At 61.9% G+C, this 22,429-nt stretch carries 24 protein-coding genes; 13 read left to right on the top strand and 11 right to left on the bottom strand.

From position 1 onward, the window contains the following. Positions 1 to 29 precede the first annotated feature (29 nt). The 3 genes from PYR65_RS17250 (at position 30) to PYR65_RS17240 (ending at position 1,376) form a co-directional block, all read left to right on the top strand. The gene (locus PYR65_RS17250) at positions 30 to 311 is read left to right on the top strand and encodes a type II toxin-antitoxin system RelE/ParE family toxin (protein ID WP_276118859.1); all 282 of its coding nucleotides are present in this window, start codon (positions 30 to 32) and stop codon (positions 309 to 311) included. Continuing rightward, positions 286 to 603 (top strand): HigA family addiction module antitoxin, encoded by a 318-nt coding sequence (locus tag PYR65_RS17245; protein WP_276118858.1) that lies wholly within the window; start codon positions 286 to 288, stop codon positions 601 to 603. The genes PYR65_RS17250 and PYR65_RS17245 overlap by 26 nt, the downstream gene beginning before the upstream one ends. Before the next feature lie 155 nt (positions 604 to 758). Beyond that, positions 759 to 1,376, top strand: coding sequence for a glutathione S-transferase family protein (locus PYR65_RS17240; RefSeq protein ID WP_276118857.1), 618 nt, complete (start codon positions 759 to 761; stop codon positions 1,374 to 1,376). Between the two features lie 45 nt (positions 1,377 to 1,421). Here the strand turns inward: PYR65_RS17240 and PYR65_RS17235 are convergent, their stop codons facing one another. Continuing rightward, the gene (locus PYR65_RS17235) at positions 1,422 to 1,619 is read right to left on the bottom strand and encodes a hypothetical protein (RefSeq protein WP_276118856.1); all 198 of its coding nucleotides are present in this window, start codon (positions 1,617 to 1,619) and stop codon (positions 1,422 to 1,424) included. Positions 1,620 to 1,711: 92 nt separating this feature from the next. Here PYR65_RS17235 and PYR65_RS17230 point away from each other — a divergent pair, with 92 nt between their 5' ends. Continuing rightward, positions 1,712 to 2,614, top strand: coding sequence for a LysR substrate-binding domain-containing protein (locus tag PYR65_RS17230; protein WP_276118855.1), 903 nt, complete (start codon positions 1,712 to 1,714; stop codon positions 2,612 to 2,614). 21 nt (positions 2,615 to 2,635) lie between these two features. Here the strand turns inward: PYR65_RS17230 and PYR65_RS17225 are convergent, their stop codons facing one another. Together PYR65_RS17225 and PYR65_RS17220 are read right to left on the bottom strand one after the other, a co-directional pair. Continuing rightward, the gene (locus tag PYR65_RS17225; RefSeq protein ID WP_276118854.1) at positions 2,636 to 3,301 is read right to left on the bottom strand and encodes a glutathione S-transferase family protein; all 666 of its coding nucleotides are present in this window, start codon (positions 3,299 to 3,301) and stop codon (positions 2,636 to 2,638) included. Positions 3,302 to 3,407: 106 nt separating this feature from the next. Continuing rightward, on the bottom strand, positions 3,408 to 4,781 hold the full coding sequence (locus PYR65_RS17220; RefSeq protein ID WP_276118853.1) for a TIGR03808 family TAT-translocated repetitive protein: 1,374 nt from the start codon (positions 4,779 to 4,781) through the stop codon (positions 3,408 to 3,410). 224 nt (positions 4,782 to 5,005) lie between these two features. Between PYR65_RS17220 and PYR65_RS17215 the strand changes: the two genes are divergently transcribed. Both PYR65_RS17215 and PYR65_RS17210 read left to right on the top strand, forming a co-directional pair. After that, the gene (locus PYR65_RS17215; RefSeq protein WP_407951247.1) at positions 5,006 to 7,312 is read left to right on the top strand and encodes an EAL domain-containing protein; all 2,307 of its coding nucleotides are present in this window, start codon (positions 5,006 to 5,008) and stop codon (positions 7,310 to 7,312) included. A 215-nt stretch (positions 7,313 to 7,527) separates the two neighbouring features. Beyond that, positions 7,528 to 8,316: a L,D-transpeptidase family protein gene (locus PYR65_RS17210; protein ID WP_276118852.1), complete on the top strand. Its 789-nt coding sequence runs from the start codon at positions 7,528 to 7,530 to the stop codon at positions 8,314 to 8,316. Positions 8,317 to 8,404: 88 nt separating this feature from the next. Here the strand turns inward: PYR65_RS17210 and PYR65_RS17205 are convergent, their stop codons facing one another. Further along, entirely contained in the window at positions 8,405 to 8,872 is a 468-nt protein-coding gene (locus tag PYR65_RS17205; protein ID WP_276118851.1) for a MarR family winged helix-turn-helix transcriptional regulator, read from the bottom strand. A gap of 151 nt (positions 8,873 to 9,023) precedes the next feature. Here PYR65_RS17205 and PYR65_RS17200 point away from each other — a divergent pair, with 151 nt between their 5' ends. Further along, a complete protein-coding gene (locus tag PYR65_RS17200) occupies positions 9,024 to 9,446 on the top strand; it encodes an organic hydroperoxide resistance protein (protein ID WP_060639854.1) in 423 nt (140 codons plus the stop codon). Between the two features lie 1,287 nt (positions 9,447 to 10,733). On the opposite strand, the gene PYR65_RS17195 is transcribed toward PYR65_RS17200, so the two are convergent. Continuing rightward, complete coding sequence (locus tag PYR65_RS17195; RefSeq protein ID WP_276118850.1) at positions 10,734 to 12,293, bottom strand: helicase HerA-like C-terminal domain-containing protein; 1,560 nt, start codon at positions 12,291 to 12,293, stop codon at positions 10,734 to 10,736. Between the two features lie 302 nt (positions 12,294 to 12,595). On the opposite strand from PYR65_RS17195, the gene PYR65_RS17190 reads away from it, so the two are divergent. Both PYR65_RS17190 and PYR65_RS17185 read left to right on the top strand, forming a co-directional pair. Continuing rightward, positions 12,596 to 12,994 carry a DUF2780 domain-containing protein gene (locus PYR65_RS17190; protein WP_060639856.1) on the top strand — a complete coding sequence of 133 codons (399 nt, stop codon included), beginning with the start codon at positions 12,596 to 12,598 and terminating at the stop codon, positions 12,992 to 12,994. A 12-nt stretch (positions 12,995 to 13,006) separates the two neighbouring features. After that, a complete protein-coding gene (locus tag PYR65_RS17185; protein ID WP_328518492.1) occupies positions 13,007 to 13,378 on the top strand; it encodes a nuclear transport factor 2 family protein in 372 nt (123 codons plus the stop codon). Between the two features lie 5 nt (positions 13,379 to 13,383). On the opposite strand, the gene PYR65_RS17180 is transcribed toward PYR65_RS17185, so the two are convergent. After that, positions 13,384 to 14,550: an MFS transporter gene (locus PYR65_RS17180; protein WP_276118849.1), complete on the bottom strand. Its 1,167-nt coding sequence runs from the start codon at positions 14,548 to 14,550 to the stop codon at positions 13,384 to 13,386. A gap of 244 nt (positions 14,551 to 14,794) precedes the next feature. On the opposite strand from PYR65_RS17180, the gene PYR65_RS17175 reads away from it, so the two are divergent. Next, the gene (locus tag PYR65_RS17175; RefSeq protein ID WP_276118848.1) at positions 14,795 to 15,412 is read left to right on the top strand and encodes a hypothetical protein; all 618 of its coding nucleotides are present in this window, start codon (positions 14,795 to 14,797) and stop codon (positions 15,410 to 15,412) included. Positions 15,413 to 15,470: 58 nt separating this feature from the next. On the opposite strand, the gene PYR65_RS17170 is transcribed toward PYR65_RS17175, so the two are convergent. Continuing rightward, complete coding sequence (locus PYR65_RS17170; RefSeq protein ID WP_276118847.1) at positions 15,471 to 16,304, bottom strand: aldo/keto reductase; 834 nt, start codon at positions 16,302 to 16,304, stop codon at positions 15,471 to 15,473. Between the two features lie 88 nt (positions 16,305 to 16,392). Beyond that, positions 16,393 to 17,586 carry an MFS transporter gene (locus tag PYR65_RS17165; protein ID WP_276118846.1) on the bottom strand — a complete coding sequence of 398 codons (1,194 nt, stop codon included), beginning with the start codon at positions 17,584 to 17,586 and terminating at the stop codon, positions 16,393 to 16,395. Positions 17,587 to 17,750: 164 nt separating this feature from the next. Between PYR65_RS17165 and PYR65_RS17160 the strand changes: the two genes are divergently transcribed. The 3 genes from PYR65_RS17160 (at position 17,751) to PYR65_RS17150 (ending at position 20,149) form a co-directional block, all read left to right on the top strand. Further along, positions 17,751 to 18,650, top strand: coding sequence for a LysR family transcriptional regulator (locus PYR65_RS17160; RefSeq protein WP_276118845.1), 900 nt, complete (start codon positions 17,751 to 17,753; stop codon positions 18,648 to 18,650). A 51-nt stretch (positions 18,651 to 18,701) separates the two neighbouring features. Continuing rightward, positions 18,702 to 19,295, top strand: a complete 594-nt coding sequence (locus tag PYR65_RS17155) for a dihydrofolate reductase family protein (RefSeq protein WP_060639907.1) — start codon at positions 18,702 to 18,704, stop codon at positions 19,293 to 19,295. A gap of 137 nt (positions 19,296 to 19,432) precedes the next feature. Continuing rightward, complete coding sequence (locus PYR65_RS17150; RefSeq protein ID WP_276118844.1) at positions 19,433 to 20,149, top strand: gamma-glutamylcyclotransferase; 717 nt, start codon at positions 19,433 to 19,435, stop codon at positions 20,147 to 20,149. 3 nt (positions 20,150 to 20,152) lie between these two features. Here PYR65_RS17150 and tam read toward each other — a convergent pair whose 3' ends face one another. From tam to PYR65_RS17135, 3 genes are all read right to left on the bottom strand, one after another. Further along, positions 20,153 to 20,923: a trans-aconitate 2-methyltransferase gene (gene tam, locus PYR65_RS17145; RefSeq protein ID WP_276118843.1), complete on the bottom strand. Its 771-nt coding sequence runs from the start codon at positions 20,921 to 20,923 to the stop codon at positions 20,153 to 20,155. A 29-nt stretch (positions 20,924 to 20,952) separates the two neighbouring features. Beyond that, on the bottom strand, positions 20,953 to 21,603 hold the full coding sequence (locus PYR65_RS17140) for a haloacid dehalogenase type II (protein ID WP_276118842.1): 651 nt from the start codon (positions 21,601 to 21,603) through the stop codon (positions 20,953 to 20,955). 199 nt (positions 21,604 to 21,802) lie between these two features. Next, complete coding sequence (locus PYR65_RS17135; RefSeq protein ID WP_276118841.1) at positions 21,803 to 22,372, bottom strand: phosphatase; 570 nt, start codon at positions 22,370 to 22,372, stop codon at positions 21,803 to 21,805. Positions 22,373 to 22,429: the final 57 nt, after the last annotated feature.

Raw genomic sequence — 22,429 nt, 5'->3', positions numbered from 1 at the left:
AGCCATAACGCAATGCGTTATAGTCTATCATGATCAAGAGTTTCGCTGATCGTGAGACCGAAAGTATCTGGGACGGTCGGCGCAGCTGCAAGCTGCCCGGCGAAATTCAGGTGATCGCACTGCGCAAGCTGCGATTGATCAATGCTGCCAGCAATCTGAACGACCTGCGCATTCCTCCGGGAAACCGGCTCGAAATGCTGAAGGGAAGCCGTGCAGGGCAATATTCCATCCGGATCAATGATCAGTGGCGCATTTGTTTTCGATGGCAGGAAGGTGAGGCAAGAGATGTCCAAATTGCAGACTATCACTGAGGAGGATTTGCTGCCCAATCCGCGTCCGGGTGAAATCCTCCTGCACGACTTTCTGGTGCCGATGGCTCTAAGCCAGAACGGTCTCGCGCGCGCCATCCGGGTGCCGCCGCGCCGGATCAATGAAATCGTGCTGGGAAAGCGGATCGTGACGGCTGATACCGATCTGCGGCTCGCCCGCTATTTCGGCCTGTCCGAAGGATTTTTCCTGCGGCTGCAGACGGACCACGATATCATGCAGACACGCCGGACGCTGGGCGCAGAGCTTGATCGCATCACGCCGAGGGCCGCCTAAGCCTCGATCATGCGTGAGCTTAGGCCCACCGAGTTGCGAGCGCGGCGGCACCCGACCGGAACGGCGGGATCGCAGGCTGGAAAACGGCCGGCGCCATCGTTATGGTCAGCGCGGGATCACGCGGTGCGCCGGTCAACAATCGATGGAAAGCCTGGATGTTAAAACTCTATTTTTCACCGGGAAGCTGCTCGCAGGCATCCCATATCGCCCTCGAGGAAGCCGGTGCGGTCTATGAGGCCGAACGAATCGATTTTGCCGGCCAGCAGCAACGGTCGGAAGAGTTTCTGCGGCTCAATCCGAAGGGCCGCGTTCCGGCGCTCGTCACCGAGCGCGGTATCATCACCGAATCGCCCGCCATCCTCACCTATATCGGCCAGCGCTTTGCCGGCACCCCGGTCAGTCTGCCGCAGGACCCGTTCGAGTTTGCGCGCATCCAGTCGTTCAACGCCTATCTCTGCTCGACGGTGCATGTCGCGCATGCACACAAGCGCCGTGGCAGCCGCTGGGCCGATGATCCCGCCGTCATCGAGGCCATGACCTTGAAGGTCGCCAGCAATATGAGCGATTGTTTCGAGCTGATCGAAACCACCATGTTCACTGGTCCCTGGGTCATGGGAGAGACATACTCGATCGCCGATCCCTACCTGTTGACCTTCACCGGCTGGCTGGAAGGCGACGGCGTCGATCCCAGGCGCTTTCCCAAAGTCTATGCGCACAGCCAGCGCATGGCGGAACGCCCCGCCGTACAAAAGGTCCTGTCCACCGCCGGCTGATGCGGTAAGAGCCCGACGTGCCGGCCGCCGTCATTGGGATAGAGTTCAAGCCTGGCACGCCTCGCAGCGGCGGTTTGCCGGCACCCGCACAATCTTCCCCGGAAAGGGCAGGTCGCCCAGTTCGCGTGTGTCCATCCGGGCGATATCGGGGTGGCGCAGGAGGTCGCGGCTCCAGCTTGCCTGCGTGTCTTCGTCAGCGGGGGCGGCAAGGAGCTGGTCGAGTATCGAGAAAATCTTCAACATGGGATCACCATCCTTCTTCGATATCTGCATCATCCTTCTTCTGATCAGCGATTTCAATTGAGATTGCCGCGTGTCCGGTATAGAAAAACTATATGAAAGAGCTGAACGGTATTCACCTGAATGGGTTGCGCGCGGTCGAGGCGGCTGGCCGTCTCGGTTCGCTGCAGGCGGCGGCCGGTGAGCTGGGCGTCACCATCGGTGCCGTCAGCCAGCAGATCATCAAGACCGAAAAGCAGCTTGGCCGCGTCCTGTTCGAGCGCGCTCCGCGCGGTCTGGTGGCTACGCCCTTTGCCGAAAGCTTTCTGCCGCGCCTGACCGGCGGTTTCGAAACGCTCGATCAGGCTGTCGTCTCGGCGAGGCGGCGGGACGAGACCATCCTGACGATTTCGGTGGCGCCGGTTTTTGCCGCACGCTGGCTGGTGCACAGGCTGGATCGGTTTACCGAAAAACACCCGGATATCCGCCTGCGTATCGATGCGACCACGGCGCTGGTCAATCTGGAAAGCACCGGCGTGGATATCGGCATCCGTGTCGGCGCCGGTGATTGGCCGGGCGTGAAAGCCGAGCTTCTGCTTGCGCAGGAAGCTTTTCCGGTCTGCTCGCCGGCGATTGCCGCGCAGTTGAAGGAGCCTCGGGATATCCTCGATATCCCCGCCATCATCGATGGCCATTCCACGCTCAGCTGGGAGATGTGGCTGCGCCAGGTCGGCCTGTCGGGAGAAAAGATGGTGACGCGCCACGTTTTCAACGATGCCTCGCTCTGTCTCGATGCGGCGATTGCCGGGCAGGGCGTGATGCTCGCCTGGCAGACGCTGGCGGCCTATTCGCTGATCGAGAAGCGGCTGGTCAGGCCGTTTCCCGTGCGCGCCAAGACGGGCCTGGCGCATTATTTCGTCACGCCGCCATCGCGCCGGGAAACCAAGACGGTCACGGCCTTCAAGCAATGGGTGCGCGACGAAATTGCCGGAAGCATGCGGCGTCTCGATTTTGAATAGACGCCAGATTTCAGCGGGTCGTCAGGCGGCCTCAACCTCCTTGCGCCGCCCGGCCATCATGGCTTCGAAGGCCGGGCGTGCATGGCAGCGCCCAAGCCAGGCCTTGACGGCGGGATGCCGGTCAAACAGATCGGTTTCGCTCATTGCGTAGCGCAGCACTTCGGCCAGGTTGAGATCGGCGACGGTGAAGCGGCCGCCGACAACATAGTCTTGTGTTTGCAGATGCTGTTCCAGCCGCGCCAGCGGACGCTCCAGCCCCCTGACGCAGGTCTCGATCAGGGCCTTGCCGTCCGGCGTATTGTCCTGCCCGTTATCATAGGTCAGCACGATCTTCACGCTATGTGGCTCGACCTCGGTCGCCGCCCAGAGCGTCCAGGCGATCATCTCGCCCTCTTCGCGCACGTTTGCGCCGGCGAGCGGGCCGCCATGCTTGCGGGCGAGATAGAGATTGTTGGCGAGCGATTCCGCCAGCACCAGCCCGTCATCCTCGATCGCCGGGATCAGCCCCATCGGGTTGACCGCAAGGAAAGAGGGCGATTTCGTGTTGACCGGAGCGCTGGCCGAAAACGGATCGGCAAGGCGCCGCGCCTGGATGACCGGCACGGACTGGAAGGGAAGGCCGAGTTCCTCCGCCATCCAATAGTTGCGCGAGGCGCGCGAGCAGTACACTCCATAGATCGTCAGCATGTCCGTTCCCCTTTGGCTGCGTTTCAGCGCACGCTATGGCATGCGCACCGGCGCTTGAAGCGCATGGCGTTGATGCCAGCCATGAAATCTTTTGATGTGACGGCGATCAGGCCAGCCGGTTGCCGGACAGTGTGAGATGCGCGAAGGCTTCGCTGCCACCTTTCAAAAGATCGCCGGTCGCCTTGTCGTTCCAGCGGTAGCCGAGGATCGCGCCGTCCCGCACGTCCTGAAACAGGTTGTTGGCAATCAGCGCCGTGCCGGCCCCCTCCACGACAGTGACGGCACAGCCGCCACCGGCGCCGCGCACCAGATTTCCGCTCGCCGCAACCGCGCGCATAAAAGGTCCCCAGCCGAGCATCAGGCCCCATCTCGGCGCGTTCTCGATGACATTGCCGGATATGACCGTGTCGGCTTCCGCAGCAATGCCGAAGCCGAAACCGGCGCCATCATGCACATAGGGACCGGTCAGGTGCAGGTTGCGGACGATATTGCCGCTGACGGTGGCCAACCGTCCGCCCTCGTCGAAATTGACGATCAGGATGCCGTTGGCCGCGCCGTCGATCAGGTTGCCGGAAACCACGGCGCCCTGAAAACCGAATTCAGAATAGATCGCCGTTTCGCCAGAGCGCAGGCACTGATTATCCGAGATCTGCACATTGGTGGCGGCGTTGGCGCGGATGGCCGAAAAGGCGCAGTCGGAAACATGATTGTCTGACACCATCACATTCCAGGCACGGAAAATATTGATGCCATTGCCGTTTTCGCCGGTGCCGCCGTCGTCCGCTGAGATTTTGAACACCCGGTTGCCGCTCACCATCGTGCCATCCTCGCCGGCCTCCCAGCGATGCACGAGAATGCCGCCATTGCCGCAATCCGACACGGTGTTGGCGGTGATCGAAAGCCGCGCGCTATCGACGGCATAGAGGCCGGCAAAGGCCGCCTTCGAAATGCTGTTGCTGGTGATGCGGCCGCCGCAGCGCTCTGCATGGATGCCATGTTTCGACGCGCCGGTGACCGTGCAGTTCTCGATGGTGAGATCGGCAATATCGCTCAGATGCAAAAGCCCGCCCGTTTCAGGGGCGAGCGCCTCTGCTTTGCCATCGAAAACGAGATCGGACAAAGTCAGCCTGCCAAGCGCCTGTCCGCTCAGAAACGGGCCGCTGCCGGTGTGGATCAGCCGGGTGCGGCCGGGGACGCCGCTGACAAACAGCGTGTCGGGCAGGGTAATGCCGGACACCCGGTAATCGCCGGCCGGCAGAAACACCGGCATGCCCTGTTCCGCCGCCTCCCTGAATAGACGGTTGATGGCGTCGCTCTGCTCGCCTTGGCGATCGGGGGCGACGCCATAGCCGGAAATATCGATCGTGCCGCGCAGGCCATCCTGCTGCGGTTTCATCGATGCGGCACTCGAAACGCGGCTCACGCCTGCGCAAAAGCCCATGGCGGTGATCGAAGACAGGAGCAGGCGGCGGTTCAGCATGACAAATCCTTTGGGTTGACGAAGCATGGATCGTGCCAGGTTGCGATGTGCCAAAGCGGCACACAAAGTGGAGAAGGAGTGCAATCTTGGATTGATTTTATTTTGATGGAAATCGGAATGCGTTTATTTCGCCCTTCTATCTTTAGGGAAGAATAACTTATGCCTGCTAAAAATTGACGCGGGGAATAGAGAGACGGACTGAATGTCCGTCTTTGGAGGCGCGTTTGACGAAGAATTTCAGCCGCTATCGAAGGGATAGCGGAGCCAGGATTGTCAGCAACGACGACACGCAGCGACTGATTGCGGCAAGCCAGCGGCTTGCGGCCGAAGTCTCGCGCATGTTCGCCCCCGAACCCGCCATCGCCGATCGCCATTACTGGCTGGAAACGATGATGAACCATATTCCCGATTACATCTATGCCAAGGATCTCGACGGCCGCTTTCTCATCGCCAATCAGGCGACGGTGACCGAAAACGGCTTCCGTGAGGCGCATGAGATCGTCGGCAAGTCCGACTACGATATCCACACGCTGGAAAACGCCCGTCATTTCGAGCAGGCCGAGCGCAGGGTGATCGAAACCGGCGAGCCGATGTTCGGCATCGAGGAGCTGAATGCGGTCAGCAAGGACGAGCGCTGGCTGATGACATCGAAAGTGCCGCTGCGCGACCAGCAGGGCGTCACCATCGGCGTTGTCGGCATCTCGCGCGATATTACCGATCGCAAGCGGGCGGAGCGGCTTCTGCTCGGCCAGGCCCGTCTTCTGGAACTAATTGCCACGAGCACGCCTCTGTCGGAGTTCTTCAATGAGCTGATCCTGATGATCGAGGCGCATCTGCCCGGCATTATCGGCTCGATCCTGCTTCTGTCGCCCGACGGGCGGCATCTTCTGACGGGTGCGGCACCTGGGCTCGACGGCAGCTATTGCAACGCCATCCACGGCATCGCCATCGGGCCGAAGGTTGGCTCCTGCGGCACTGCGGCCTTTCGGGGCGAGCCGGTCTTCGTCAGCGATATCCAGTCGGATCCGTTGTGGGAAGACTATGCCGGTCTGGTGCGGCCGCTCGGATACCGGTCCTGCTGGTCGATGCCGATCCTTGCGTATCAAGGCCAGGTGCTCGGCACCTTCGCGCTTTACTCGCATCAGCCGGGGCTGCCCTCGCCGGAGAAGGTCGATCTCATTTCCATGGCGGCGCATCTGGCCGGCATCGCCATCGAGCGGCGCCAGTCGGAAGAGCGCATCCAGTTCATGGCGCATCACGATGCGCTGACGGGCTTGCCGAACCGGGCCATGTTCGACGAGCGCGTCGCCATTGCCCTGGAAAAGGCGCGTGTGTCCGGCCAGTGGGTGGCGCTGGCCTTCCTCGATCTCGATAATTTCAAGCTGATCAACGATACGCTCGGTCATCATGCCGGCGACGAATTGTTGCGCGTGGTTGCCGGCCGGATGCTCGCCTGCGTGCGCAAATCGGACATGATCGTGCGGGTCGGCGGCGACGAGTTCATCATTCTCATCAACAGCCTGCCGCCTGAAAGCGGCGTCATGCTGGCGCGGCTGGAAGCGATCCGTGCGGCGATCGGCGCGCCGGTGGTGCTGGCCGGCCGCAGCCTGCAGGTCAGCTGCTCGATGGGTGTCGTCTGTTATCCCGAACATGGCGACAGCGCCACCGAACTGCTCGCCAATGCCGATTCCGCCATGTACCGCGCCAAGGAGGCCGGCCGCAACAATCTGCAGGTGTTCGACGCCGAGATGGCCGCCGCCGCGCACGAGCAATTGCGCCGTCACGAGGAACTGCGCGATGCCGTGATCGGCAGCGAATTCGTGCTGCATTATCAGCCGCAGATGAACCTGAAGTCCGGCCGGATTTTCGCAGCCGAATCGCTGCTGCGCTGGCAGCATCCCGAGCGCGGGCTGATTTCGCCCGGTGATTTCATTCCGCTTGCCGAAGAAACCGGCCTGATCGTGCCGATCGGGGATTGGGTGCTGAACGAAGCCTGCCGCCAGAACAAGGCCTGGCAGGATGCCGGCCTGGCGCCGATCGTCGTCAGCGTCAATGTGTCGGCCCGCCAGTTCAAAGAGCGCAACTGGGTGTCGAAGGTGGCCGAAGCGCTGGAGGACAGCGGGCTTGAGGCCTGTTATCTCGAGCTGGAGCTGACGGAAAGCCTGATCATGCAGGATGTCGCCTCCGCAGTCGCCACCATGCACGAACTGGAAGCGCTTGGTGTCCATCTTGCCATCGACGATTTCGGCACCGGCTATTCCAGCCTGAGTGCTCTCAAGCGCTTTCCGGTGCGCCGTTTGAAGATCGACCGCTCCTTCGTCCAGGATATTCCAGGCGATGCCGACGACCGGGCGATTACCGGCGCGATCATCTCGCTGGCGCAGAAGCTGCAGATGCAGGTCATTGCCGAAGGCGTGGAAACACAGGAGCAGGTGGATTTCCTGGCAGCCAGCGGCTGCGACGACATCCAGGGCTATTTCTTCAGCCGGCCGGTCGCCCCTGCAGCCTTCGTTTCCCTGCTGTCGAAATAGGCTGACAAGCCTGTCAGCAGCGGGTTCTGTGTCGTTTTTGCATCGCATCTGCACCCTCGCGCAGTCGTGATGGTTTGCGGAGCCCACAAGCCCCGATCCAGCCGCAATTGCCATACTTGTGGCAAGAGATCGGTATTGTCTGCCGGGATAGAATACCTGTGCGGAACTTTCGCCGCGCTTTCGCCTTTATGCGTCAAACGGAAATACAGAGTTCAATGACCCCTTCAAAAGCACTCTCCCGCCGGCAGTTTCTCAACATGTCCGGACTTGCGGTCGCGTCCGCTGGCCTTGCCGGCTGTACGTCCTCGATGAACACCGACCGCTTCCGCGCCGAAACCGCACCTTATTTTCGCAACCCGGCACTCGAGGGCCGTTTTGCCGATCCGCGCTATGGGGCCGAGCTTGAAGGCCCGGTGGGCGATGGCATGACCCCGACCGGCCTGCCGCTGCAATCGGCCTATTATGCCGAAATGTACGGCCCGAAATTCGATGGCGGCTTCAACATCCCGGCCGTGCCCTACCAGCAGATCGACGCCCGCTTCTATCGCCAGGAGGTGGACAACACGTTTGGCGAAAGACCCGGTACCATCATCGTCGATACCGGCGAGCGGTTCCTCTATCTTATCCTCTCCAACGGCTCCGCGATGCGCTACGGCGTCGGCATCGGCCGCGAGGGCTTTGCCTGGTCGGGCAGGGGCGTCCTGCAGTGGAAGCAGAAATGGCCGCGCTGGAAGCCGCCGAACGAGATGGTGGCCCGCCAGCCGCATCTGGAAAAATACTCGATCGCCAATGGCGGCATGGCGCCGGGCCTCGACAATCCGCTCGGCGCGCGCGCCATGTACATCTTCCAGAATGGCGAAGACACGCTCTACCGCCTGCACGGCTCACCGGAATGGCAATCGATCGGCAAGGCCGTCTCGTCGGGCTGCGTCCGCCTGATCAACCAGGACGTCATCGACCTCTACGACCGCGTGCGCGATAAGGCACCGATTTTGGTGATCTGAGCGGGGTCTGAACTTTCGAAATGAAGAGGCCCGCCGCCTAAGGCGGGCTTTCCTGCGCGCCCGTCACGAGATGGGCCAACCGGGCATGCTAGTCCCCGGACGCCTGATTATCCCCAAGATGCGTGTTGAGATCGTGCAGTGCCGAGCGCAGGGCGGCGGCTTCCGCCATGCTGCACCCCGTCGCCTTGCCGATCTCCGTCAGAATGCCGAAAGCATCGCCCTTCAGCGCTTCGCCCTTGTCCGTCAGCGTGACGATCACCTGGCGCTCGTCGCCCTTGTCGCGGATGCGGCTGACGAAGCCTGCGGTTTCCAGCCGCTTGAGCAGCGGCGACAGCGTGCCGGAATCCAGCCCAAGCTCTTCGCCAATTCCCTTCACCGTCATCCTGTCCTTCTGCCACAGCGCCAAGAGCACCAGATATTGCGGATAGGTGAGGCCGAATTTTTCCAAGAGCGGCTTATAGGTGCGGTTGAAGGCATGGGCGACCGAATAGACGGCGAAACAGAGCTGCTGGCCAAGCGCCAGCGCATCGCCTTCTTTCAGATCGTCCTTACGCATGTCTTGATCCTTGGTCATACTGCGTATTCTCGCAGTTTTAGCAGGATTTTGCAATTTGCAAAATTATATTGCGTCCAATTAAATTTTGCGCTATTAGAAATGTAGGCACTCTACCGCCCCGCAATCAACCGCTGAACCAAGGAGACAGACAATGCCAATTCTTTACACGACCAAGGCATCCGCAACCGGTGGCCGCGCCGGCCATGCCGTCAGTGAAAACGGTGTTCTCGATGTGACGCTGACCGTTCCGAAGGAACTCGGCGGCGATGGCGCGACCGGCACCAATCCCGAACAGCTGTTTGCAGCCGGCTATTCCGCCTGCTTCCTCGGCGCGCTGAAATTTGTCGCCGGCAAGGAAAAGGTGAAGATCCCGGAAGACGCAACGGTGACCGCCACCGTCGGCATCGGCCCGCGCGACGATGGCACCGGCTTCTACATCACCCCATCCATCTCCGTCAGCCTGCCGGGCGTTGACCGCGAAGTCGGCGAAAAACTCGTCGCCGCCGCCCATATCGTCTGCCCCTACAGCCACGCCCTGCGCACATCGACGGAAGTCGAAGCCAAGCTCGCCTGATCTGAGACAGGTCCGGATAAAAGAAACGGCGGCTCCATGGGGCCGCCGTTTTGCTGCCGGGACGGTGGTTTGTCGGTTTCTGCAGGTTGTTTTCGAAGTGTTTGATTGCCCACTCTTGGCCGGGTCCCTGGATCCTCGCCTCAAGGGCGAGGATGACGGAGGGTGGAGTTTCGCGCCTGCCAAAAAAACCCACCTGTCTGACGGCGTTCAGATGGCCGCTTGCGTTCAATCATCTCAGATTGTTGGCAACACTCAGATTCCTGAAACACTCAGAGTGCTGACAACCACTGAAGCCAATTGTCTGGCGAGAGCGCCCCCACCCTCCGTCATCCTCGCCCTTGAGGCGAGGATCCACCCCGGCGTCCGTCGGCTCAAAAAACTCTTTCGACTTAAGGACTTGAGCTAACTGGATCCTCGCCTCAAGGGCGAGGATGACGAAGGTTGGGGTTTCGCGCCCGCCAAAAAGACCCAACTGTGCATCTGACGGCGTTCAGATGGCCGCCTGCGTTCAATCATCTCAGATTGTTGGCAACCCGCAGATTCCTGAAACACTCGGAGTGCTGACAACCACTGAAGCCAATTGTCTGGCGGGCCCGAAATCCCCACCCTCTGTCATCCTCGCCCTTGAGGCGAGGATCCAGGCCCCAGCCGCTATCGGGTCAAAAAACTCTTTCAGCGCAAGGCCTTGCGCTGACCGGATCCTCGCCTCAATGGCGAGGATGACGGCGGGTGGGGTAGGCATCTTGCCTGACAATTGGCTTCAGAGGTTTTCAGCAATCTGAGCGTTGCCAACAATCTGGGATGACGCACCGCAGGCCGTCCCTTAAACGCCGATAACTACACAAGTGTGGCCTTTTGGCGGGCCCGAAACCCCACCCTCCGTCATCCTCGCCCTTGAGGCGAGGATCCAGGGCCTCAGCGTCCGTTGGCTCAAAAAACTCTTTCAGCGGGCCTTGCGCTGACTGGATCCTCGCCTCAAGGGCGAGGATGACGGCGGGTGGGGTAGGCCTCTTGCCAGACAATTGGCTTCAGTGGTTTTCAGCAATCTGAGCGTTGCCCACAATTCGGGATGACGCACCGCAGGCCGTCCTTTAAACGCCGACAACTGTACAAGTGTGGCCTTTTGGCGGGCCCGAAACCCCACCCTCCGTCATCCTCGCCCTTGAGGCGAGGATCCAAACCCCGCATCGCGACCGCAAACGGCAGCGCCCCTCCCGAAACCTATCCCCGCAACAAACACGAAAAACGCGGCCCATCCCGAGCCGCCTTTTCCATATCAAGCCCTGCCTACCGCTTCAGGCTCCCCAATATGCCGCGCACCAAAGCCCGGCCAAGAGAGGAGGCGACCGTGCGCGCCACGGATTTCATCGCGGCCTCGGCCACGCTTTCACGCTGGTAGCCGGAGCGGGCCTTTGGCTTGGGCTGTGCCGGTGCCTGCGCGTCGTCATCGCCAAAGCCGGGCAGGGTCCAGCGGCTGCCGCCGGGGGCTGCCGGGGCGGGGGCTTCGGAGGCTTCGCGGCTTTCCTCTGCCTGCTGCGTCGATTTTGCAGCGCGCTGGGCAAGGATTTCGTAGGCGGATTCCCGGTCGATATCCTCGTCATATTGCCCGGCCACCGGGCTGATGCTCATGATGTTGGCGCGCTCGGCCGGTGTCAGCGGACCGGCGCGGCTCGACGGCGGACGGATCAGCGTGCGCTCGACCATCGAGGGCGAGCCCTTGCCTTCGAGCGTCGAGACCAGCGCTTCCCCGGTGCCCAGATTGGTGATGACGGTGGCGCAGTCGAAATCCGGATTGGGGCGGAACGTGTCGGCCGCAGTCTTTACCGCCTTCTGCTCGCGCGGCGTATAGGCGCGCAGCGCATGCTGGATGCGGTTGCCAAGCTGGGCAAGCACCGTTTCCGGCACGTCGAGCGGGTTCTGCGTGACGAAATAGACGCCGACGCCCTTGGAGCGGATCAGCCGGACGACCTGCTCGATGCGCTCGAGCAGAACCTTCGGCGCATCGTTGAAGAGCAGATGCGCCTCGTCGAAGAAGAAGACCAGCTTCGGCTTGTCGGGATCGCCGATCTCGGGCAGTTCCTCGAACAGTTCCGACATCAGCCACAAGAGGAACGTGCCGTAAAGGCGCGGGTTCATCATCAGCTTGTCGGCGGCCAGCACCGAAATGGCGCCGCGGCCATCGCGGGTGGTGCGCATGATGTCGGAGACCTTGAGCGCCGGTTCGCCGAAGAAATTCTTGGCGCCCTGCTGCTCGAGGATCAGAAGCTCGCGCTGGATGGAGCCGACCGAGGCCTTGGAGATCAGCCCGTATTTGCCCGAAAGGGCAGAGGCGTTCTCGGCCATGTAATTCAGCATCGCCTGGAAATCCTTCAGATCCAGAAGCGGCAGCCCGCCCTCGTCGGCGATCTTGAAGGCGATGTTGATGACGCCTTCCTGGGCATCGGTGGCGCTCATCAGCCGGGAGAGCAGCAGCGGCCCCATCTCCGACATGGTGGTGCGCACGCGGTGGCCTTTTTCGCCGTAGAGATCCCAAAAGATCACCGGAAATTCCTGGAAGGCGAAATCGGTAAAGCCGATCTGCTCGGCACGCTGGGTGACCCAGCCCTTCGGCTCGCCGATGGCGCCGATGCCCGACAGGTCGCCCTTCACGTCGGCGCAGAAGACGGGCACGCCGGCATTGGAAAAGCTTTCGGCCAGGATCTGCAACGTTACGGTCTTGCCGGTACCGGTGGCGCCGGTGACGAGCCCGTGGCGGTTGCCGAATTTGAAATCCAGATATTCGCCCTTGTCGATCGTATCGTCCGGTTTCCGGCTGGTGCCGATATAGAGCTTCCCGTCCTCAAGCATGTGGGCCTTGTCTCCGTTGCGCCGATGAAAGCAGTAGCGCCGGCCTTCATCATATTGTTTTCCCATGACTGTTATAGGAGGAGTACCGGCCACCGGCAACAGATGGATTGGGGGCAAACCAGGGCTTGGCACACGGTTGGGCATGAGGCTGGGCGTGCGGCTTGGCCGCATTGTCTTTGCCACCAAGGCATGAAACGATGCTCAGGTTCTCGCGCAGTGGATACCCGTTCCGCACGTGCTTGAGTTTCAATCCGAGATAATTTACCTTGACGTTCACGTCAAATAAACGAGGAGAATCACCCATGAACGAACTGGTTACCCGCGTCGCGGAAAATGTCGGCATCGACCCGGCAACGGCTGAAAAAGCCATTGGCATGATGCTCGGCTTTCTGCAGCGCGAAGCCGCCGACGGCCCGGTTGCCAAGATGATCGAAGCCATTCCGGGTGCTGACGCGCTGGTTGCGCAATATAATGGCGCAGGCAGCGGCGGCGGCGGTGGCCTGCTCGGCGGCCTGCTGAGTGCCGTCGGCGCCGGTGGCGGTGTCATGGCGCTTGGCCAGCAGCTGATGGCGCAGGGTCTCGGCATGGGCGAAATCACCGCTCTTGCCAAGGAAACCATCGGTTACGCCAAGGAAAAGGCCGGCCCGGATGTGGTCGATGAGGTCGTCGCCTCGGTTCCGGGCCTCAGCCAGTTCGTCTGACAGCGTCAAGCCATGGACGCGATGTCCGATAGCGATTTGGCCGCGCACCTGAGGCAACTGGAGGAACGTCTCCACGACCCGCAGGTGCGCGGTTCTGCATTGTTCGCAGGGGAATTGTTGGACGCGGATTTTACCGAGTTCGGCAGTTCCGGTGCGGTCTATACCCGTGCCGGCATCATCGCAGCCCTGGTTGCCGAGGCCGCTGAGGCAGGGCCGGCGGTGCGATCGGAGAACTACCGGCTGACGCGCCTGTCGGAAACGGTGGCGCTGCTCACCTATGAAACGGCAAGGGAAAACTGCCGTGTGCTGCGCTCATCGATCTGGCGTTGTTCCAAGGGTCAATGGCGCATGGCCTTTCATCAGGGAACCCCGATGAAAGAATAGGCAGCTCAGGCCGCTTTCGGTGGGGCCAATGACAGGAACAGCGTGAAGATCACCAGGATCAGGCCGACGCTGACCGGCGCTGCGTGAGCGCCGAAGAGATCCATGATCGATCCCGTCGCGCCCGAGCCCAAACCGCTGCCGAGTGCATAGGCGAGCGCGAAGGCCGCGCTGCCCGCCACCAGCATGCCGCCACGATACTGTTCGCCCAGCATGGTCAGCGCGCAGGTATAGAGCGAAAAGCTCGCAGCGCCGATCAGCGCGAAATCGGCGAGAATGGCAATTGGCGAGGTCAGGAACGGAATGATCAGGAAGGCGAAGGCGCCGAGCCCGCCCATGGCGATCGCCACCTTTCGTCGCGGCAGCCGGTCGAGCAGCACGCCGATGAACGGCTGCGCCAGCGCCGTCGGCAGCGCCAGAACCGTGACGCTGAGCGCCGCAAAGGCCTGCGAATGCCCGGTCTTGACGAAATAGACCGGCATCACCGAGATCGCCGCAATGTCCGAAAAGCCGAAGGCCAGCACCATGGCGATCAGCACCGGCGCCTTGCGCAGGAAGCGGAACACGTCGCGCGTCGAGGAAGCCTCCGGCGTCGTGCGGGTCGAAAGCGTCAACAGCGCGGTGGCAAAGGCGACGAGCGCCACATAGACGGCGGTCAGCGCAAACCCGAAGCCGCCTTCGGTGCCCATCAGCGGAATGACCAGCGGACCGGCGGCAAACCCACCGCAAATGCCCGCGCCGTAAAGGCCCGAAACCCGGCCGCGCAGCCGGTCGGGGCAGGCGGAGTTCATCCAGGCTTCGCTGAGCATAAAGATCAGGCTGGCAAAGAAACCCAGCAGAAACCGCGCCAGAAACCACACCGGCAGCGAGGATGTCGCCGCAAAGGTCGCAAGGCAGAGCGAGCAGCCGGCAAGGCTGATGATGATCAGCTTGTCGGTGCGCAGCCGCGCCGTCAACTGGCCGATCAACAGCGTCGACGTGGCGAGACCGAGCGCGAACCCGACCGCATTGAACCCGATGACCGCCGGCGTCACGCCCCGGCTTTCCAGGGTCAGCGAAATCAGCGGATAGGTAATCCCCTGCGCCACCGAAAAGGCCGACGCGCCGAGAATGACGGCAACGATAGCGGCCCAGTCCGGCATGAAGTCGGTGACCGTCGTCTGGTGGCCCTGCATGAAAAATCCCCTCCGCCGCCCGCTGGTGCCGGGCGTACGCCTCTCTATCCGATCTGCTGGAGATTGGAAATCCCGGCGGATTGGGCGCTGACAGCAATTTCCGGCGGACGGTACGGGTTCAAAACCGATCGCGTCATCGTGATCGCGCCGGTGCTGTGCTGGCCGCCCGCCGGCACTACATCGTTTCAGATGACAGGCCGCACGTGCCGCCTGCATCGCAGCCTCAACCAACGGAGACCATCCCATGAAACGCAGCTTCCTCTCAAGCGCGGCAGCGGCCGGTCTGCTGGTCGCATCAGCCGTCACCGCCCAGACGGCAAACGCGGCCGACAGCATCCGCGTGCGCGGAACCATTGCCAGCATCAGCGATACGGCGCTTGTCGTCAAAACCAGGGACGGGACGGATCAGAGCATCACGCTCAAGCCGGACTGGAAGGTTTCCGGCGTCACCAAGGCCTCGATCGAGGATATCAAGCCGGGCGATTATGTCGGCATTGCCTCTCTGCCGAAGGCGCAGGGCGGCGACGGCGCGCTGGAAGTGCTGATCTTTCCCGCCGCAATGAAAGGGACGGGCGAGGGCAGTTACGCCTGGGACCTGAAGCCCAACAGTTCCATGACCAATGCCACGGTTGCCGATGCGGTCCAATCCGTCGAGGGACGAACGGTGACGGTCGAATTCCAGGGACAGGAAAAGAAGATCGACATCCCCACGGCAACCCCGGTCGTCACGTTTGCCGAGGCCACGAAAGCCGACCTGAAGCCGGGCGCAACCGTGTTCGTGCCCTCCGAGAAAGCCGCCGACGGCACTGTCTCCACCGCGCGGATCGTGGTCGGCACCAACGGCGTCGTTCCGCCGATGTGATCCGCTTCAAGGTTTCGCCACCCTGTCGCATGAACGCGACAGGGTGAAACTGTGATAATCAATCCGCCCGGTCCCAGTCCGGCGCCAGGCCGCCGGGGCTGACGATGCGGCCGTTGGGGCGGGCAAGCTTGTGGATTAAGGCCATCTCTTCGCTGGAGAGATCGAAATCGAAAATGTCGAAATTTTCCGTCAGCCGGCTTTCCGTCGCGGTTTTCGACAGCGTGATCACGTCCTTTTGCTGGGTGAGCCAGCGCAGCACCACCTGGGCTGCGGTCTTGCCGTGCCTGGTGCCGATATCCTTCAGAAGCGGCTCGTTCGGCACCTTGCCATCGGCCATGGCATAATAGGCGGTGATCGACATGCCGGTTGCGCGGGCCGCATCCAGCACCTTCGTCTGGTCGAGATAGGGGTGATATTCGATCTGGTTGGTGGCGATCGGCGCCTGGCTGAGCGCAACCGACTGCGCCATCAGCGCCGTGTTGAAATTGCTGACGCCGATATTCTTCACCTTGCCGGCCGTCTTGACGTCGTTGAGCGCGCCGATCTGCTCGGCCAGCGGCACGCCGCTGCTGGGCCAATGCAGAAGCAGGAGATCGACATAATCGGTGCGCAGCTTCTTCAGGCTCTCATCGACCGAGGCGAGGAAATCGGCATGCTTGTAGTGATCGACCCAGACCTTGGTGGTCAGAAAGATATCGCTGCGGCCAACGCCGGATGCCTCGATCGCTTCGCCGACCTCAGCCTCGTTGCGATAGATCTGCGCGGTGTCGATATGGCGGAAACCGAGCTTGATTGCCTGCGGCACGATGCGCAGCACGTCGGGGCCGGGCATGCGAAAGGTGCCGAAGCCGAGAGCGGGGATATGTGCGCCATTGGCGCTGACTGTCTGCATGGAAATGTCCTTTCAGGGAGAAAACCCGGCACGCGGCCGGGTCTGGAATGATGTCTTAGACGAATAGATGTGGCGTGCGCCGGTTTGGTCAAGCGGTGGTGCAGGCCGCCGCCGCCGCCGGTTCCGGCTTGCGGTCGAGCATGCCGCTGATGAGGGTGAGCACCAGCGCACCCGCCACCAGGATCGCGCCGACCCACGGGGTTGCCTGCAGCCCGAGCGGCGAGGCAACCACCAGACCGCCGATCCAGGCGCCCGCCGCAATGCCGAGGTTGAAGGCGGCGATGTTGAGTGCGGAGGCGACATCGACGGCGCCCGGACGGTGCTGCTTGGCAAGCTGCACCACATAAAGCTGCAGGCCCGGCACATTGGCAAACGACAGGAAGCCGAGTGCGGCAAGCGTGATCAGGGCCGGGACCGGCGAGGCGGCGGTGAAGGTGAAGATCACCAGAACGGCGGCCTGCAGGGCAAACAGCCAGCTCAGCGCCTTCACCGGATTGCGGTCGGCAAGGCGGCCGCCGATGATATTGCCGGCAGCGATCGCCAGGCCATAGAGCACCAGCACGAGGCTGACGGACGAGGCGGCAAAGCCGGTGACATCCTCAAGCATTGCCGCAAGGAAGGTGAAGGTGACGAATGTGCCACCGTACCCAAGCGCCGTCATGGCAAAGACCAGGAGCAGGCGGCCGGACCCCAGCACGCGGACCTGATCGAGAATGCTGGCGGGTGCTGCCTTCGACAGGGTGGAGGGCAGGAGTGCTGCAATGGCGGCAAGCGCGATGACGCCGAGACCCGCGACCGCAAAGAACGTGGCGCGCCAGCCGAATGTCTGGCCGATGAAGGTGCCAAGCGGCACGCCGGTAACGATCGCAACCGTCAGGCCCATGAACATCAGCGCAATTGCCGAGGCGCGGCGGTTTTCCGGCACGAGATCGGCGGCAATGGTGGCGCCGACGGAGAAGAACACGCCATGCGCAAAGGCCGAAAGCACGCGGGCGACCAGCAGCATTTCATAGGAGGGGCTGAGGGCCGCCATGGTATTGCCGGCAATGAACAGCGCCATCAGCCCAAGGAGCAGCGGCTTGCGCTCGATCCGGCCGGTGAGCGCCGTCAGGATCGGCGCACCAAACGTGACACCGAGCGCGTAGATCGAGACGATCAACCCGGCAAGCGGCAAAGTAATGCCGAGATCGTTGGCGACGGTCGGCAACAGGCCGACGATGACGAATTCCGTGGTCCCGATCGCATAGGCCGCGATCGTGAGGGCAAACAGGGCAAGAGGCATGGAAGCACCTTTATCGCCGGTGGGAGACCGGACGTGTTGGTGGCGGCACACCGGTGATCCGGGCCGTCATGGGTTTCGTTGAGCGGAATATGGATTAAAGCCACTTGCGTGATAATCCATAGGAATGGATAAATGCCTGTGAATTGAATTCATAAGGGGCGGTGATGGACAACCGGGCGGGCGAAATGGAAGTCTTCGTGGCAGCCGCCGAGGCCAAGAGTTTTTCTGCGGCCGGCCGGCGCCTGAAACTGTCGCCATCGGCGGTCAGCAAGCTCGTCACCCGCATCGAGGACCGGCTCGGCACCCGCCTTCTGGTGCGCACCACCCGCTCGCTACTCCTGACGCCTGAAGGCGAGATCTATCTGGCGCGGGCGCAGCGGATACTCTCGGATATCACCGAGACCGAAGAACTCGTGTCCGGCGGCGGCCTTGCAACCCCGCGCGGACTTTTGCGGGTCAACGCGACCGTCGGCTTCGGCGAGCGCTTCATCATCCCGCTTGCGGACGAATTCCTGGCGCTTTACCCCGAAGTGCGTCTCGAACTGTCCTTTACCGACGGCATCATCGATCTGATCGAGGAACGCACCGATATCGCCATCCGGGTCGGGCCGATGCGCGATTCGAGCCTCAAGGCGCGAAAGCTTCTTCACAGCCACCGCATCACGGTCGCCACGCCGGACTATCTCGCGCGCCGCGGCATGCCAGAGCGCCCGGAAGATCTGGCCGCGCACAATTGCATCACCTTCACCTTCGGCCGCAATCCCGGCGAATGGCTGTTTCGCGATCCGGCCTCCAGCGCGCGCTATACGCGCCCCGCGCCCGGCAACGTCCAGGCCTCCAGCGGCTCGATCGCCCGCAATCTGTGCCTGACAGGGCTCGGCATTGCCCGCATCGGCAAATTCGATGTCGAACCGGACATCGACAGCGGCAGGCTGGTGGAAGTGCTGCAGGATTACAATCCGCATGAACCGGAGGAAGTCCACGCGGTTTTCACCGGCCACGAACATCTCGCAGCCCGCATCCGTGCCTTCATCGATTTTCTTGCCGCAAAGATGGGCGAATGAGTGCATGCTGCCGTCTATTCACAGGGGAGCAACCAGCGCGAGGAGAAAACGATGAAAGAGTTGATCCTGAAAATGTCCATGTCGCTCGACGGTTTCGTCAGCGGCCCGGACGGCGAAAGCGACTGGATGTTCAGCGGTGACGAGGAGGCCATTGCCTGGTCGGTCAAGACCGTGTCGAACGCCAGCCTGCATATCATGGGCAGCCGGACCTTCCAGGCCATGGCCGCTTTCTGGCCGGTCTCCACCATGGCGTTCGCGCCTGCGATGAATCAGATTCCGAAGGCCGTTTTCTCAAAACAAGACCCGTTGCTTCTGAAAGCTTTGGCGGTCACGCAATTGGTGCAACTGCAACCAGGTGCTGAAAGTTGGAACGAAGCCACTGTAGCAAGCGGCGATCTCATCAGTGAAGTCGCCGCGCTGAAGGCCCGCAATGGCAAGCCGATCATTGCCCATGGTGGCGCAACCTTCGCCCGCAGCCTGATTGCCGGGGAATTGGTCGATCAATACGTCCTTTTGGTGCACCCGGTGGTACTTGGCAGGGGCGCGCCGATTTTCTCCGGCGTCGTTCCGCCAAGGCGTCTCAAACTGGTCAGTGCCACGGCCTTTCCGGGCGGCTCGGTCGCGCAGATTTACCGGCCGGTTTGAGCAGGTTCGAGAATGCTAACGCTTTGCGGGTATCGGGTGGCGGCCGAATTGCTTGACTGATCAATTCTCTCTGGCAGTTTGGGCAGGCAGGCCCCACATGCTTCCTCCCGACATTGTCCTGCCAAGACGAGAGTTTTATGCCGCATTCAAGAAAAATGTCCCTGACGCCGGATCTGGTGGCGCTTTGCCATCGCGATGTCACCGATCCGGGGCCGGACGGACGCTTTACCCCGATCACCGATGAGCAATACCGCACCCTTGCGCAAACTCTGGAGCGCGAAAGCCATGGCGAGCCGCTCTGGGTCTTTGCCTATGGATCGCTGATCTGGAAGCCTGAATTCGAGGCGATCGACCGACAGCGGGCAACCGCCTTTGGCTGGCACCGGTCGTTTTGCCTGCATATCAACCGCTGGCGCGGATCGCATGAGCAGCCGGGCCTGATGATGGCGCTGGAGCGCGGCGGCCGCTGCGACGGCGTCATCTACAGGCTGCCGGACGATGACCGCGCCGCCCAGATCGAACGCATGCTGCGCCGCGAGGTCAGCGCCTATGAAAATATCGATGCGGTGCGCTGGTTGCCGGTCAAGTCCGAAAGCGGCCCCTGCCGGGCTCTTGGCTTCTGGGTCGGCGCCACGGGCGAGCGCATTGTCTCGCGCCAACCTTTGGAACAGGTCGCAGGCATATTGGCGCGGGCCTGCGGCCATTTCGGGTCCTGCGCGGAATATCTCTACAACACCGTGTCGCATCTGGAGGATTTCGGCATTCACGACCGCAACCTCTGGCGGCTGCAACACCTCGTCGCCGAAGAAATCCGCAGCATCCACCATGAGGCGCTGGCGCCGCAGGCGCGCTGAGCGCTAGCGCTTCACCGCCACCACGAACAGGCGCGGGAATTTCAACAGCACGCGGCCATCGGCAAGCGGTGGATAGGCTTCGCGGATGCGCCTGAGATAGGCCGCCAGATAGGCTTCGCGCGCATCCGCCGGCAGGGCGTCGAGATAGGGGCGAAGGCCGGTGCCCTTGACCCATTCGACGATCGCCTCGGCATTGGCCAGCCGGTGATAATAGATCGTGTGCCAGACATCGATCCGGATGCATCTGGCGTCCAGCCGGTCGAGATAGACGTCTGGCGGCGGCAGGGCGGAGCGGCGCTTGCCGCCATTCGGGTAATATTTCGAAAAACGCGGATCGTCGGCGAGCTCCCGCATCGCCACATGCGACGGCTCGTCAAGATTGTCCGGCATCTGTACGGCGATCGTGCCGCCGGGAATGAGTTCGCCCATCAGCCGCTCGATCGTGGCGAGATGATCCGGCAGCCATTGAAACACGGCATTGGCAAAGAACAGCACGGCGGGCTTGGGCGGCGCCCATTGCGTGAGATCGCCCCTGTCGAAGCGCGTATTGGTCATGCGCTTGCGCGCCGCCACCAGCATGTTTTCGTCGCTGTCGATGCCGGTCAGCATATAGGCGGGGAAACGGTCATGGATCAGTTCGGTGGAATTGCCGGGGCCGCAGCCGAGATCGTAGAGCGCGCCATCGGGCAGATTGGGGATCTGGTCGAGCAGGTCGCGGGCCGGCCGGGTGCGCTCGTCTTCGAATTTCATATATTGTTCGGCAGACCAAGACATGGCGTGTCCTTTGGATGAAACAAAAAACGTTAGAGGCTTTCCAGCGAGGGCAGGATCAGCGCCGGGCCGAAATCGGCATATTCGTCGGGCATGTTGGTGCGGTTGATCCAGACGGTGCGGAAGCCGAATTTCGTGGCGCCGGCAATGTCCCATCGGTTGGACGACTGGAAGGAGACAGCATCTGGATACAACCTGTAGGTGGTCGTCACCATGTCGTAGACGGACGGCACGGTCTTGAAAGCCTTGACGGCTTCCACGGAGAAGATGTCGTCGATGATCAGGTCGAGGCCTGCCTTCTTGACGGCCGATTGCAGCATTTGCGGCGTGCCGTTCGACAGGATGGCGATGCGGGCACCCTGATCCTTCAGGTGCTTGAGGACGGAAGGCACCTCCGGATAGCAATCCAGGTGCCAATAGGCATCGAGCAATGCGGCCTTGAGCGTCTTGTCGGCCGAGGGAAAGCGCGCAAAGGCATAGTCCAGCGATTGCTCGGTCAGCGCCCAGAAATCGGTATAGGTCCCCATCAGGGTGCGGATCCAGGAATATTCCAGCTGCTTGGCGCGCCAAAGATCGGAAAAAGCCTGGCCATCGGGCCCGATCGCGGCCGAATGCCTGCGAACGGCGGCATGCACGTCGAACAGCGTACCATAGGCATCGAACACATAGGCCGCATGAGACATCGAACTCTCCCGTCATTCCCTTAGTATTGCCTCCTTCCATACACCAAACAGAAGAAGCAACACCTCGATTGATTGCGTTTTTTCCTCCCGCCGTTCCAGTGAGGCCTGAAGGCATGACGCAATCGCCGCTTGCATACGGTTCTTGGCCGGGATCATGTCAAAAATTTGTGCAATGCACAATATTATCTCAGGCGGTCAATCAATTCTTTGCCGGTTTCCAGACCTTGGCGGGAAAACGCAGCGCCTGCCGGGCAAGCCGTCCCTTGAGCCCAAGCGTCGCGTCGCAAAGCCCGGTCACATGCCGGTTGGGCTTTGCCTCGGGCCGCAAGCCATGCAGCGCGGCGGCAGCCTCCTCCGGATCCATATAGCGGGCGAGTATACCGAGCGTCAGGGCAGTCGAACGGCCGATGCCGCGCAGGCAATGGATCAGCAGATGCGCATCTTCAGGCAAACCGTCGACAAAGGCAAAGGCCCGGTCGATATCGGCGGCCGTGGCCGCATCCGGCTCCTCCGGATCGGTGACATCGCCAAACAGAAGCTCCAGATGCCGCTCCGCAGGCAGTTCGATCATCGACAGAAGCTTCGTCCCCGGCGCCCGGATCGAGATCAGATGGCTCGGCGCCCAGACGCCCCTGTTATGGCGCGCCTCCGTCTGCGACGCGACGATCACCCGCACCGGCCAGCCATTCGGATGCACTGTATTGGCCGCAAGCAAAGGCGCATAGAGCGCATCCGCCAACTTCCCCTGCCTTTCCGCCACCTGTCCCATGGGATCGCCTCGTGATTCCGTTGCCATGAAGGCCAACAAAATATCAGCTGCGACGGG

Origin of the sequence: Pararhizobium qamdonense (genome assembly GCF_029277445.1) — a bacterium.
GTDB lineage: Bacteria > Pseudomonadota > Alphaproteobacteria > Rhizobiales > Rhizobiaceae > Pararhizobium > Pararhizobium qamdonense.
Note: the sequence above shows the minus strand (reverse complement) of the source record. Positions and strands in the feature narration are given on the sequence as shown.